General features: G+C 44.2%; 11 protein-coding genes. 7 read left to right on the forward strand and 4 right to left on the reverse strand.

Annotation, left to right across the window (positions count from 1 at the left end; genetic code table 11):
• Nucleotides 1–687, reverse strand: coding sequence for a proteobacterial dedicated sortase system response regulator (pdsR, locus tag L4D12_RS01995; RefSeq protein WP_428446147.1), 687 nt, complete (start codon nt 685–687; stop codon nt 1–3).
• Between the two features lie 267 nt (nt 688–954).
• Here pdsR and pdsO point away from each other — a divergent pair, with 267 nt between their 5' ends.
• Entirely contained in the window at nt 955–1,710 is a 756-nt protein-coding gene (gene pdsO / locus L4D12_RS02000) for a sortase-associated OmpA-like protein PdsO (protein ID WP_428446148.1), read from the forward strand.
• Between the two features lie 78 nt (nt 1,711–1,788).
• Complete coding sequence (locus L4D12_RS02005; protein WP_428446149.1) at nt 1,789–1,959, forward strand: hypothetical protein; 171 nt, start codon at nt 1,789–1,791, stop codon at nt 1,957–1,959.
• Between the two features lie 210 nt (nt 1,960–2,169).
• Here L4D12_RS02005 and L4D12_RS02010 read toward each other — a convergent pair whose 3' ends face one another.
• On the reverse strand, nt 2,170–3,108 hold the full coding sequence (locus L4D12_RS02010) for a chemotaxis protein CheV (RefSeq protein WP_428446358.1): 939 nt from the start codon (nt 3,106–3,108) through the stop codon (nt 2,170–2,172).
• A 364-nt stretch (nt 3,109–3,472) separates the two neighbouring features.
• On the opposite strand from L4D12_RS02010, the gene fdhF reads away from it, so the two are divergent.
• From fdhF to sgrR, 3 genes are all read left to right on the forward strand, one after another.
• Complete coding sequence (gene fdhF, locus L4D12_RS02015) at nt 3,473–7,612, forward strand: formate dehydrogenase subunit alpha (protein ID WP_428446150.1); 4,140 nt, start codon at nt 3,473–3,475, stop codon at nt 7,610–7,612.
• Nucleotides 7,613–8,031: 419 nt separating this feature from the next.
• Entirely contained in the window at nt 8,032–8,412 is a 381-nt protein-coding gene (locus L4D12_RS02020) for an NADH:ubiquinone oxidoreductase (protein ID WP_428446151.1), read from the forward strand.
• A 111-nt stretch (nt 8,413–8,523) separates the two neighbouring features.
• Entirely contained in the window at nt 8,524–10,227 is a 1,704-nt protein-coding gene (gene sgrR, locus L4D12_RS02025) for an HTH-type transcriptional regulator SgrR (protein WP_428446152.1), read from the forward strand.
• 68 nt (nt 10,228–10,295) lie between these two features.
• Here the strand turns inward: sgrR and L4D12_RS02030 are convergent, their stop codons facing one another.
• On the reverse strand, nt 10,296–11,522 hold the full coding sequence (locus L4D12_RS02030) for a serine hydrolase (RefSeq protein WP_428446153.1): 1,227 nt from the start codon (nt 11,520–11,522) through the stop codon (nt 10,296–10,298).
• 150 nt (nt 11,523–11,672) lie between these two features.
• Entirely contained in the window at nt 11,673–12,146 is a 474-nt protein-coding gene (locus L4D12_RS02035; RefSeq protein ID WP_428446154.1) for a hypothetical protein, read from the reverse strand.
• 307 nt (nt 12,147–12,453) lie between these two features.
• On the opposite strand from L4D12_RS02035, the gene nhaD reads away from it, so the two are divergent.
• Nucleotides 12,454–13,863 carry a sodium:proton antiporter NhaD gene (gene nhaD, locus L4D12_RS02040; protein ID WP_428446359.1) on the forward strand — a complete coding sequence of 470 codons (1,410 nt, stop codon included), beginning with the start codon at nt 12,454–12,456 and terminating at the stop codon, nt 13,861–13,863.
• A gap of 95 nt (nt 13,864–13,958) precedes the next feature.
• A complete protein-coding gene (locus L4D12_RS02045; RefSeq protein ID WP_428446155.1) occupies nt 13,959–14,612 on the forward strand; it encodes a hypothetical protein in 654 nt (217 codons plus the stop codon).
• Nucleotides 14,613–14,634 lie beyond the last annotated feature (22 nt).

Genomic DNA, 14,634 nt, shown 5'->3' on the forward strand with positions numbered 1-14,634 from the left:
TTATGCGCCCCAGCGGTAGCCCATGCCGTAAACGGTATTAATACAGTCGAAGCTCGCATCAAACTGGATGAACTTTTTGCGAATACGTTTGATGTGTGAAGTTATTGTACTGTCATCAACCACAACTTGGGCGTCATCCATTAAGTCATAGCGACTTTTGACATGGCCTGGGCGTTTGGCAAGGGCGTAGACCATCCAGAATTCGGTGACCGTCAGCTCAATCCGCTGGTTATTCCAGAAAATTTGCATCTTGTTTTTATCAATGGTGAGCGGGCCTCGTACCAGCAGAGTATCTTGCTCGGTTGGTGTCGTCATTAAATCGCTACGGCGGAATAAAGCGGCAATGCGGGCAATGAGGTGCGGAAGACTAATATCTTTGGTCAGGTAATCATCGGCACCCATCCGAAGTCCACAAACGGTGTCAAAGTCACTGTCTCGTGCAGTCAGAAATATAATCGGGATCGTCGGGGACATGGCGCGCAGGGCCTGACACAGGGTAAAACCACCATCGATTTCATTTTGTAGACCAATATCAATAATGGCCAAATCCGGCAGCTGTTCAGAGAATGCCGCTTGGGCATCTGGCCGGTTGTCATAACCTTGAACATCGTAGCCATGTTTCTTTAATACATCGAGATAGTTTTCTCGTATGGCTTTTTCATCTTCAACAATGACAATTTTTTTCATGCAGTAATACCTTCACGGATGGTGATATGTCGCGTCTGAGCCGTATTTATGCTGTGACTATACAATAAATTACAGGCTAAAAAAGCGCGATTTGGTAAATAAGGCCAATTGCCATTTTTTTGCCACAATTGATCATCACATTGCCCTTTTTTGTCCTCTTCAGTGCCAGATCTACTTGGTTAAATGACCTCATCGAAACAGTGCAGGGCCGATACAGACGGTATGCACATTACAGACATCGTCGAAATACTGAATGAGGAATTCATCATGAAAAAGCAGGTTATCTCAACACTCATTGCAACAACGTTAATCGCTTCATTGGCAACACCAACGGTTATGGCTACACCTATTGAGGGCGATGACAGCTATAAAGTGGGTGAGCAAGAACAATTAATAGGTCTAGGATCTGGCGCGGCTGTCGGGGCCGTTATTGGTGGTCCGGCAGGGGCGGTGATTGGCGCAATTGTCGGCGGAATTATGGGAACGGCAGTTGGTCAGGAAGGGTACATCGAGGCGCAAGATGCAGAGTTGACGGAGCTGGTTTCACGCAATGCGGCATTAGAGCAGATCAGCCATAAATACAATCAGGCTCAGCTTGACATTGCCCGTCTTGAACAAGAAAAGTTCGACGTCATGAATATTCAACAGCGTGAAATCGATCTGGCGCTGGAGATGAATGTTCACTTTCGCACCGGTTCTGCTGAGATTGAACCACACTTTCGCATGCAGCTTGATGAAATCGCAGAAGTCATGAAACAAGCGCCAGAAATAAAATGGGCGCTTTCTGGCTATGCAGATCGCCGAGGCAGCAGTGAAAAGAATTTGGCGTTATCTGAGCGTCGAGTTGAATCAGTGTATCGCTACCTTGAATCGCATGGGGTGAATACAGACCAAATATATGCATCTGCTTATGGCGATCAGGAACCGTTAAAATCTGAGCAAAACTTTGAGGGGGATTTCTTTGATCGCCGCGTTACATTGCGCAGTGGCAATGAATCCGTGCGCACGGCACACAGTCATTAATACTGGAAACGTTGAAATATGGCGAGAAAGTTAAAGAGGTCTTGTAACAACGCTTGTAATGAAGGAGCGCCATGTTGGGTGCTTCTTCTCTTTATCACCTTGTTGCTGACTATGCAGGTCACCGTTAAAGCAGATGATATTGAAGTACAGCGAATCGATACGATGGATGGTCAAACGCTCTATGCCTGGGATGACGTTGATCAACATATTCCGAAGCCACATGTGGCTAAGCACGAAAACCGAGAATAAAGCAGATGAAGGAAGCACAGTTATGATAGATGACGCGATTCTACTGGATATCTTACTGAAACTATCCGTACTGCATTTGAGCTTAGTATATTGTTAATCGAGGGTATTGTGTGAACGATAATGCTATTCCCAAGTTACCTCAAAGAATGCTTCGATGTAACTTGGTTATAGGCTGAAACGTTGCTAATCGACGAGTCTGGCTCTGATGACTTATAACGTGGCGCGAAGCCTGTCTTGTACGACTTCGACTAATAAGTCAGGTTGGAATTTTGAAATAAATCGGTCACATCCTACTTTTTTGACCATTGCTTCGTTAAAGCTACCACTTAATGACGTATTTAACGCAATATGGAGATCTTTCATACGAGGATCATTACGGATTTCATGGGTAAGCTTGTATCCATCCATTTCCGGCATTTCAGCGTCAGTGAACATCATTAAGATTTCGTCATTGACATTTTTACCTCGGTCACACCAATTTTTTAGCAAATTGAGGGCTTTCAGACCATCACTGGCTTCAATAATTTCTAACCCCAACTGCGACAGTGTGTCGCGGATTTGTGCTCGGGCGGTTGATGAGTCATCCACAATCAACACTTTTTTACCCATAAAGTGGTTCACAATTGAATCATCCAAAATTTCATCAGAAATCTGAATGTTATAGTCGACAATTTCTGCGAGTACTTTTTCAACATCAATAATGCTGACTAGCTTGTCGCTACCATCTCGAGGCACTTTAGTAATGGCCGTAAGATAATTGTTTTTGCCAACGTGTGTCGGTGGTGGCTGAATATCACGCCATGTTAAGTTGACAATATTCATGACCTGACCAACAAGAAAAGCCTGCACAGAACGGTTGTATTCAGTGATGATGATGTTGCTTTCACTATTGTCAGCATTGTGACGCATACCAATAGACTGACGTAAGTCAATAACGGGAATAGATACCCCACGAATGTTGGCAACGCCGGTGATATTGGGATGAGAGCCTGGCAGTCGATTCAGCTTAGGCAGTTTGACTACCTCTTTTACTTTGAACACGTTGATCGCGAAAAGTTGCGAAGTGTGCATTTGGAATATCAATAGCTCAAGACGGTTTTCACCGACGAGCTTGGTGCGTAGATCAACTGAATCTAATATCGTTGCCATTCTATCTTCAGGTTTCATTTATTGTCCGGATTATCAGTAAATTATAAAGGCAGAGAATCAGAAAAGCCATGATCAAAGGTGCTTTCAACTGAGATTGCTTACGATAAGAGCAAGTAAAAGCTCTAATTTAATTGTTCGTAAAATAAATATCCAAAATGTCCAAAATCAAGAAATTTTATTCTGCCTCTGTTAAAGTGATCGGCTAATTAAAAATGATGTATGACTAATCCCTGATAGAACAAGGTTCTATTTGGTCATCATCTTGATCACGGCATTGGTTTTTCGATAAAAAAATGTGATTGAATTGATCATTATCACGAACAATTAATCACCACTGCCGTGCCTGCAATAGAATGAGGCAACGATGATTAACATCACAATTGACGGGCAGGTAATCGCGGTTAGCGCTCACCAGTCATTACTTGATGTCGCAAACACACATCAAATTGATATTCCTTCGCTTTGTGGGCTCAACAAAAGCGGTGAAAAAGTGCCGTGCGATTTGTGCGTGGTTGAAATCGACGGACAAGGTATTCAGCGTGCCTGCGAGACATCCGTGCAACCAGGCATGCAAGTGACAACACACAGTGATGTGTTGTCAGAGCGCCGTCGTAAGTCACTAAACCGCATTATGTCTGATCACTATGCCGACTGTGAGGCCCCGTGCCAAACAGCCTGTCCGGCAGGTGTTGATATTCAGTCATATCTGTACCATATCTCTCAAAATGAGCACCAGAAAGCGGTTGAAGTGATCAAGCGTACATTGCCTATGCCACTTTCCATTGGCCGCGTGTGTCCTGCATTTTGTGAGTCGGAATGCCGACGTGGTGTTGTGGATGAGCCTATTGCGATACGTCAGTTAAAACGTCACGCAGCCGATATTGATCTTGAAGCGCAAGAACAGTATGTGCCGCCACGCAAAGCCGATAAAAATAAACGTATTGCCATTATTGGCAGTGGCCCTGGTGGGTTGAGTTGTGGTTATTACCTGAGCAATGAAGGTTACGCTGTCACGGTGTTTGAGTCCATGCCTCAGGCGGGGGGCTGGTTACGCTATGGTATTCCTGAGTACCGTCTGCCTAAAGCGATCTTGGATAAGGAAATCGAACTTATCTGCCGTAATGGTATGCAGGTTGAAACCAATCGCGCTTTGGGTAAAGACATGTTGTTGTCTGAGTTGGTTACTCAATATGACGCAGTGTGTCTGGCTGTGGGTGCGTCAATGGCCGTCGAAATGAATTACCCGGGCAGCGATCTTGATGGCTGTTATTTGGGGGTGGATTACCTGAAAGATTATGTCACCACTCAAACATACACCACGGGTAAAAAAGTTGCGGTGATTGGCGGTGGCAATACCGCGATTGACTGTGCACGTACGGCCGTACGGGCTGGGGCGGATACCACGCTAATTTATCGTCGTACCCGCGATGAGATGCCAGCAGAAGACTATGAAATTGTTGAGGCTGAGCACGAAGGAGTAAAATTCCACTTCTTGACCAATCCTGTTGAAAACAGTGCTGACGCAAATGGCCGCGTGACCAATGTGACGTTGGAAAAAATGGCGCTGGGTGAACCTGATGCGTCTGGCCGTCGTAGCCCTGTACCGACGGGTGACTGTTTTATTGAACATTTTGATACGGTGATCTCCGCGGTATCGCAAAAACCCGATCTGTCTTTCCTTGACAGTGACACCATTGAATTGCCTACAACTCGTTGGTTAACGCTGGACTCTCATCCGGATACGATGCATTCAGGTGTGGAAAACATTTTCAGTATTGGTGATTTCCGTCGTGGCCCGGCAACTGCCATTGAAGCGGTCGCCGATGGCCGTGTTGCTGCTGAAGCCATTGATCGGTTCTTACACGGGGACATGACGCATATCCCGGTTAAGCCGTTTAATGCTCAAAAAGCAGCCAAGGTGGGACAGGTTGATCCTAAGCAGTTTGCTGGTATTCAAAAAGCGATGCGTGTCATCATGCCAGAGTTGACATCGGAACAACGTGCATTGAACTTTGCTGAGGTTGAAACCGGCTTTGTTAATGAAGAGGCTATGCGAGAGGCTGCACGTTGTCTTGAATGTGGGTGTCAGGCTAATACCGATTGTAAGCTGCGTGATTTCGCTACCGAATATAAAGTAGAGAACGATGAGCTGGATATGTCCAGCTGCCAGAAATTCAGTGTCGATAACAGCTCTGAGTTTATTGTTTTTGACGCCAACCGCTGTATCAGCTGTGGCCAATGTGTCGATATCTGTAATGAGAAAGCAGTACATGGCGTATTAAGCTTCCTGAAAAATGAAGATGGTACTAGCGCTAAGCGTCCGGAGTGTCGCCCTGGTTTTAATGATGGTCATAACATGGGTGATTCCAATTGTGTTCAGTGTGGCGCTTGTGTTCAGGTTTGCCCGACTGGTGCGCTGGTGGACAGTCGTGATAAGTCACAAGGCCGGATTGAAATGCTTAAGCCAGTTGAGACCATTTGTACTTATTGTGGAGTAGGGTGCAAGGTTACCATGTATGTGGATGAGACCAGCAACCAGATCCGCTATGTGCAAGGGGCGAAAGATTCGCCGGTTAATCAGGGAATGCTGTGTGTAAAAGGCCGGTTTGGTTTTGATTTCATCCAGAATGAAACACGCCTAACGCAGCCATTGATTCGTAAGAGCGGTGAGCTTCAACCCGCTAGCTGGGATGAAGCGATTACATTAGTGGCGGGCAAGTTTGCTGAGATCAAAGCCACTCACGGTGGGAATGCTTTAGCGGGCTTCTCTTCAGCGAAAACAACGAATGAAGATAATTTCGCGTTCCAGAAATTTATTCGTCGTGAATTGGGCACCAATAACATCGACCATTGTGCTCGTTTGTGTCATGCCAGTACGGTAACAGGGCTTGAAGCGGCACTGGGCAGTGGCGCGATGACCAATGATATTCCAAGTATTGCGCATTCTGATCTGATTTTTATCATTGGTTCAGATACCACGGCGGCGCACCCGATTATTGCTTCACATATTAAGCAAACACTTCGAAACGGTAAAGCCCGTTTGGTAGTTGCTGATCCGAAGAAAGTTGATATCGCTGATCATGCACAGCTGTATGTCGCGCATCGTCCGGGTACTGATGTGATGTTGCTAAACGGTATTATGCAGCAGATCATCACGAACGGCTGGCATGATGAGCAGTACATTGCTGATCGTGTAGATGGCTTTGAAGAGCTTAAAGCGGAAGTGATGAATGATGCGTATGCACCTGATAAAGTGGAGTTGGTCACTGGGGTTAAGCAGGCTGATTTACGTAAACTTGCGGAAATGATCGGCACCGCTAAGCATACCGCCGTGTACTATTCCATGGGTATTACTCAACATACTACCGGGCACGATAATGTCCGTTCGATCGCGAACTTGCAGCTATTATGCGGCAATATTGGTATCGAAGGCGGGGGTATTAACCCGTTACGTGGTCAGTCGAATGTACAGGGTGCGTGCGACATGGGGGCGTTACCGAAAGACTTCCCTGGTTATCAGAAGGTGGCAAATCCTGAGGTTCATAGCAAGTTTGCAAAAGCATGGAATTGTCCAGAATTACCCGCTGAACCGGGTTTGACACTGACAGAAATTATTGATGCAGCTTGCCATCAGCAAGTGCGTGGTCTGTACGTGATGGGTGAAAACCCTGTGCTGAGTGATCCTGATCAGAAGCACGTACTTGAAGCCTTGAATACACTCGACTTCTTAGTTGTGCAGGACATCTTCCTCACAGAAACTGCGCAGTTGGCTGATGTAGTATTACCGGCGTATTCGTTTGCTGAAAAGACAGGTCATTTCACCAATACAGAACGACGTGTTCAGCGCTTAATGCCTGCGATTAAAGCGCCAGGAGAAGCCATGGAAGACTGGCAGATTATTCAGACACTTGCTAATGCGATGGGCAGTGACTGGAATTATCAATCAGTCATGGACATTACCGAAGAAATCACCCAGTTAACGCCACAGTATGCGGGAATTACATGGGATCGAGTGGGTAAGGATGGGATCCAGTGGCCATGTCACGATAGCGAACATCCGGGCACACGAACTTTGCATCAGGAAGCATTCATTCGCGGTAAAGGTGAAATGGCGGCAATTCCATTCCGTTATGCCGCTGAACTACCGGATGAAGAATTCCCAATGATTCTGACTACGGGACGCTTGCTTGAGCAGTTTCATACCGGCACCATGACACGTAAGACGAAAGGGTTGGATAATTTAGCGGGTCCTCGTGCGATGATTTCGGTGGTGGATGCCGAGCGAATCGGGGTAGCAAATGGTGAAATGCTAGTGGTGTCAACTCGACGCGGCAGCATTGAAACGCCTGCTTTCGTGACCAAGCGAATGCAACCCGGTGTGGTTTTTGTGCCATTCCACTTTGTGGAGTCAGCAGCCAATAAGCTGACGGTATCGGCGACAGATCCACATGCGAAGATCCCTGAGTTTAAAGTGGCCGCAGTGAAGATCGAAAAACGTCTTTAGCGGCTTATCGCTTTACCTTTAAAAACACCCAGCTTAGCTGGGTGTTTTTTTATATTCAGCGGATCCATAATTCGATATTTATAGATGAATTATTCGTAAATGTGAGTAGAGGTAATAGCTCGCAACCAAAAATACGGCTCAATGTAGATGAAAGTGTTGAATTTATCCTATATTTCGAGATTAAATGAAAATTAGGTATATTTTACAAATGATTAACGACTGGTCTATATTTTTTTTGGTAATAATAAGTTGCAAGGTTATTGAAATGTAAATTCCTGATGTGATGGCTGAATCTAAATAAGCGGTGTAAACCTTCTTGTATTCATCTCAAGAGGAAAGTGGGAAAATACCTACGTTAGGCAGATTTAGATAGAAAGGATGCATTTTCTGACTTTCCTTACTTTCCTTGAGAGGCGTTTATGAAATTCGGTTTGATTTTACTTTTTTCTACGTTTGCTGGGGTTCTTTCTGGCGAGCATTTTCATTCCTTTATGGCTGGCTTTGGTATTGCAGCTATCGCAGTCGGCTCAGCTTACTGGCTTGCCTTTCGATGTTCAGCACGTTATCCCCAATTGGCTTTTTTAATGCTGTTAATGGGCTTGATGGCTAAAATTGGTGTCACGATCACTGGTGTACTGTGGGGAATAGAAGCTCAGGTGATCAATTCGCCATTTGTGTTTTCACTTTCATACCTTTTCTTTGCTATTGTTGTTACCTATCTATATTCGGTATTGCGTGAGCGCCAAATGGCCCGTGAAGCCGCAAAGTCAGCTAAAGAGTTGGCAGAAAAAACAGCGTAACACAACAAGTATTTTGTACGGTATCTCTTTGAAAAAACGGGCTGAGGCCCGTTTTTTGCGTTAAAATAGGAAATCAAAATATTTGAAATTCAGAATATAGGTTCCTCTTTTATGAGTGGTCAACGGCTCAAATCCCAGTTCCAGCGTTTATATAGCCACTTTGCCGGCCAAGACAGTGATACCAATTTGCAGGATATCGCGGAAGTTTTATTTTGCACCCGGCGTAACGTTCGCATGGTGATCAATAAAATGGTCGAAAATGGCTGGATTGATTGGGAGCCTGCCGTTGGTCGAGGAAAGCAGTCGAGACTAACGTTTCATAGTACTGATAGCGAATTGCAGCTTATTCATGCACGGAAATTGGTTGCAGAAGGAAAACTGGAACCAGCGCTAGAGGCGTTAGGAAATAATGCGGATAAACTGGCTCAAATCATTCAGGAGCAGCTAGGGCATACGACCGCACACGGTAAACAGATAGTGCGACTACCATATTATCGCGCGTTCAGTAATTTAAATCCGCTGCAACCACTTCGCCGTTCAGAGCAGCATTTAGTCCGCCAGATATTTAATGGTTTGACGCGGATAAATGAGGAAAAAGAGGAAGTAGAAGGGGATCTTGCGCATCATTGGGAAGCGATCTCTCCCCGTCACTGGCGATTTTACATCCGGCCATCGGTGCGTTTTCATGACGGTCGATTACTTGATAGTGCGGACATTATCGCGACGTTTAATCAAGTCAGGCAGCATCGTCTTTTCTCCCATATTAAGAAAGTTGAAGCCCCTTTTGCCAATACGATTGATATCTTTTTATATACTGACGACCATCGATTACCGGACTTATTAACGAATTTACTTGCTGTGATCCAACCGGCAGATGCCGAAATGTTAAATCAGAATGTCTTGTTCCCTATCGGAACAGGGCCGTATAAAGTGATTCAAAATGACAATAAGCGCTTTAAACTTGAAGCGTTTGAACAGTATTTTGGTTTTCGCGCACTGATTGATATTGTTGATATTTGGATGCTATCTGAAGTGGCATCGTGTTATTTACAACCCGCCTCAGATGCTACCCAGCTTGCGGGTGTCAGTGTTTCGGCCAGACTTAAGCTTGATGAAGGCTGTAATTTTCTACTATTTAATCGAATATCGGGCTTGCCTGCAGACCCTAGCTGGTTGGCGTATTTTCATGCACGTTTGACATCATTGAATATTCTGCAGCGTTTGAATAAAGAGCAGATAGGTGATTTTAGGCTGACTAATGCATACGGTATTTTGCCCGGTTGGGCGCATGTACCTTTGCAGTCATCTGCTGAGTTAGCCCCACCCGCAAAGCGAACCATGACCATTGCCTTTGCTTGCCAACATCCTGTTTACCCACATGTTGCAAATGCGATTCGTGATATTCTTCATGACGACGGGGTAAAAGTGAAGATGCTAGAGCTTACTACCACGGAAGTTGCGTTGGGTAAATATGCCAACAAGATAGATATCTGGTTGGGAGGAATGAGCCTAATGAATTACCGTGATGATGCACTACTGAATTGGTTTTTTAATTTTGACCACATAGCACGAGCGATGCCAGTGGATGAATTTGATGCACTAGAGCAGGAAGTAGCGCAATGGCGGGGTAATAAAGATCAAAACTCGCCGTGTCAGCAACTTGGGGCAAAGCTCGTAGAATTCGGACAAGTACTGCCATTGTTTCATAATTGGCTGGGTGTCGATGATACGGGGGTGGTGCAGGGGATGCAGTCTAATTCCATGGGTTGGTTTGATTTTAAGTCTGTTTGGATGAAGCCAGAACACGATATGTAATGTAGTTCATATAGGTTCGGCGACCATGCAGAGGTCGCCTATTGCCATCTTTTTAGGTATTGCTGCGTTCAGTTATTGGACGTCACTTTAGGTTCCCAGTTTTGATTTGAGAACCATTGATTGATCGGTCGCCATACAATATCAATCATCGATTTATACCACGGTGCTTTGAGCGAGTTTTCTTTCGCCAGTAATGCTTGTTCCGCGATAATCTCATCATTGAGGTACCACTCAATAGTTCCGACTTGTTGACCTTTTGTTACCGGGGCTTCAAGGTTGGTGTCGTAGTGTATTTTATGGTTTATTTCTTTACGTTGTCGACGGGGAACCGTCACAATCCCCCCCTCTGCGACCTCGAGATATATTTCAGATGGTGAACCATACCAGACTTTCAATGGAGTTAGTTCTTTAGCGCTAAATTGAGGTTGAATATCCTGATAGAAGCGAAATCCCCATGTTAATAGTTTTTTACTCTCTACACGTCTGGATTGAGTACTATGGGTGCCTAGCACAACAGCAATAAGTCGTTGGCCATTTTGGTCCGCTGAGGAGACTAAGCTATAACCGGCCTGCTTGGTAAAACCTGTTTTGACGCCATCAACATTGAGGGACGTATCCCATAATAACGCATTGCGGTTACCTTGTTTAATATCACCAAAAGTAAATGATTTTTCTTTAAATAAAGGATAGATATCTGGAAGATCACGAATTAAAGCGCGAGTCAGTAGAGCCATATCATATGCGGTAATCGTTTGACCGTCAGAATCTAAACCATGAGAATTAGAAAAGTAACTATTTATCATGCCCAGTTTTTCTGCTTGCTTGTTCATCATTTCAACAAATGCAGGTTGATGCCCTGCGACATGTTCAGCCAATGCGACAGTTGCATCGTTCCCGGATGAGATGATGACACCACGGTTAAGATCATCTACTGAGACTTGATCGCCCACGTTGAGAAACATTTTTGACGAACCAGGAAATTTCTTTCCCCAAGCATTTTCACTAATGAGTACTGTATCTTCAGAGGCAATATGGCCTGCTTTTAATTCTTGCCCTACGACATAACTGGTCATTATTTTTACCAAACTGGCGGGAGCATGGAGTTGATTGATATTTTCACCCGCAATGACTTGCCCTGATTCGTAGCTCATTAATATCCATGCTTTAGCTGCGATGGTCGGTGGTGAGGGCATTGATCCTGCGTATGAAGGAGACGCGAAAAGCAGTGATAAAAAAGGCAGTAGAAAGATAAAGGGTTTTAAGATGGTATGTAATGTCATCGGTAGGTAATCCATGGTTACAACACAGAAGCATATAATTAGCTTAGTGAAAGTTTGCGAACCTAGAACGAAAGTGATGACAGTTTTGTCTTATTTATAATATATCCAAGCTGCAATTTAGTCTTCTTTTGAGCAACTAAAAGGCACTTGAGTATGAGGACGTTGCTAGGAGGTATACGGTGGTGACAGTTCATAGACAAGGTTAATGTGTTGTTGTCCCTGCATAAAAATAACATGCAATTCGACAAGGTCGTTGCTTTCTTGTTCCCAGCGTTGACCATGCTGCTGCTGGCAGAACTCCATCATACTGACGATCATTCTGTCGAGTTTTTTGTAACACCAGCGTTTCATCGCAGGGTTTTGCGGCGACAAACTGGCTAACTCTTGCAACTTACTGTAAGCAAAATGCATATAGCTGTATGCAAGCTCAACGTCATTCAGGTGTTGGTAGTAATAGCTTAACCGCTGACAGGAATCGAACCAGTAAGCGATGGCTTCACTTTGTAATTCTGTATCAATTGGGCCAAAAATGCTTGCAGGTGCGTGACTGACGGCACGGCTTAATGTTGATATTTCATTCCTAATATCAAGTACATAGTCACTTTTTAGTTGGTTTAGCCAACACTCAATGTCATTCATGCTGCTTTATCCTTCATCAATTAACGACAAAATGATCTGACTCACTTATTGAATTCTGCTGGCAGATTCTATGTTTATACTGCGAAATTTATCTGCGCATAATGATTAGTTTGGATCAGTTTCAAGTTTTCTGGCAAATAGATGCTCATTATTCGTTACCGCTCTGTTAATTAACGGGTGATCTTATTGGGTGGCTTCACGTAATTGTTTAAAAGGAATGTGTAAACTAAATGTAAGCTAATAATTTGGGGTATATATACCTCAGAGACCTCAAGGAGGGGAGAGTCGTATGAGACTGAGTCATGTCATGACATTTATTATGTTGGTATTCGGGGCTATGCCTGTATTTGCTGGTGGTGATGGTTTGGACTTTACACAGTCAACCGTTGGTTATGCCTCACTTATGGTATTTGGTTTCGCATACTGCTTAGTGATGGGAGAAGAATACTTGCAGTTGCGTAAATCAAAACCTGTATTGCTAGCGGCTGGCATTATTTGGTTGATGATCGGCTACGTCTATCAGCAGCATGGTCAGATAGAAATGGCCCAGCGCGCAATAGAGCATAATTTATTAGAGTATGCAGAGCTATTGCTGTTTTTACTTGTAGCAATGACCTACATCAGTGCGATGGAAGAACGGCGACTGTTTGATTCTCTGCAGTCATGGATGGTAAATAAAGGCTTTAACTTCCGTAGCCTATTTTGGTTGACGGGGTGTATGTCATTCATCATTTCACCGATTGCTGATAATTTGACGACTGCATTATTAATGTGTGCCGTAGTATTAAAAGTCGGAGGTAGCAATATTCGATTTATTAATATTGCCTGTATTAATATCGTTATTGCTGCGAATGCGGGCGGTGCATTTAGTCCATTTGGTGATATTACGACCTTGATGGTTTGGCAGGCTGGATTGGTAAGTTTTATGCAGTTTTTTGATTTATTCATACCGTCATTGGTTAATTACATTGTACCCGCTGTAATCATGTCATTGTTTATCCCGAAAACCAAGCCGAATACCGTAAGTGAATATGTTGAATTAAAACGAGGCGCAAAACGTATTGTCTGCTTGTTTATTTTAACGATCGCGACGGCGGTTGGTTTCCATGCTTTTGTCCATTTTCCTCCGGTGATTGGCATGATGATGGGGTTAGGATATCTGCAGTTTTTTGGTTTCTATTTACGCAAGACACTACCGCGTTCGCTTGAGAAAAAGAAAGCGAGAGCCATTGCGAATCATGATGATGCAGCGTTAAAGCGATTAGGTTCAGTGGTTCCATTTGATGTATTCAAGCGAGTTTCTCATGCCGAGTGGGACACATTATTGTTCTTTTATGGTGTGGTTATGTGCGTTGGTGGGCTTAGCTTATTAGGGTACCTAGGGGTTATTTCAGAAGTAATGTATCAGCAATGGAATCCTATCTGGGCGAACATCATGGTGGGGATATTATCCGCGATCGTGGATAACATTCCGGTTATGTTTGCGGTATTAACGATGCAACCAGATTTGAGTTTAGGCAATTGGCTACTTGTCACCTTGACGGCGGGCGTGGGAGGGAGCTTGTTGTCTATTGGTTCGGCTGCGGGCGTTGCTTTGATGGGGGCTGCACATGGTAAATACACCTTCTTTGGACACCTGAAATGGACGCCTGTGATTGCTTTAGGGTACGTAGCAAGCATTGTTTGTCACTTATTGTTAAATCATCATTTGTTTTAGCTTTCTGTTCGAGTTATAAATAATCCAAGGTTATAATCAATCGGTTATAATTGAAAAATAAGAGAAAATTACCGTTTAGTCAAAAGGGATGACGCATGAATAAATATGGACTTGTGTGTTTAAGCGCTGTAATGCTCAATCCGTTTTCTTTGGCCGCTGCGATGGATATGGAGTCGATTTTTCGACTACCGGCATTGAAAATTGGTATAGCTAAGGCCAGTGGAAACGTGGAAGTAAGCCATAAAGGTACATTCAACGATATTCCTTTCAATTCATCATCGTCGATCAGCCCGGTGATCACCTTAATTCAGCCGCCTGTCTATTTTTCACCAACCAGCCAGTGGGGATACCACACCGAGCTGAATGGTGGATATTTTAAGCTCGATTATGACGACGACGAGGATAAGGCGTACAGAGATGGTGAATATAAGGGCTACTCAGTGTCCTTTACCCCTGTGTTATTTTACCAATGGGGTGATAAAAACTTATGTGGAACCTGCAAAAGCTGGCGTGTTGAAGTGGGTGCAGGGGTGCATTACGTTAATTCTGAGGGAGAGTTAGCGGATGAGAATGGTACTAAAACAGAATTTACCTCTGTCGGTTTTGGTTTTAACTCACATCTAGGTGCCGTTGCTAATTATAAGCAGTGGGAGATTGGGTTACGGCTAGTGGTGCCTACGCGACTCGATGACAGTGATATAAAAATTAAGCATGGCTTGTCAGCGGTAAGTATTGGTTATCGTTTCTAGTTACTGATATTGATTGCTATCG

It is taken from the genome of Photobacterium nomapromontoriensis (genome assembly GCF_050336815.1).
GTDB classification, from domain to species: domain Bacteria; phylum Pseudomonadota; class Gammaproteobacteria; order Enterobacterales; family Vibrionaceae; genus Photobacterium; species Photobacterium nomapromontoriensis.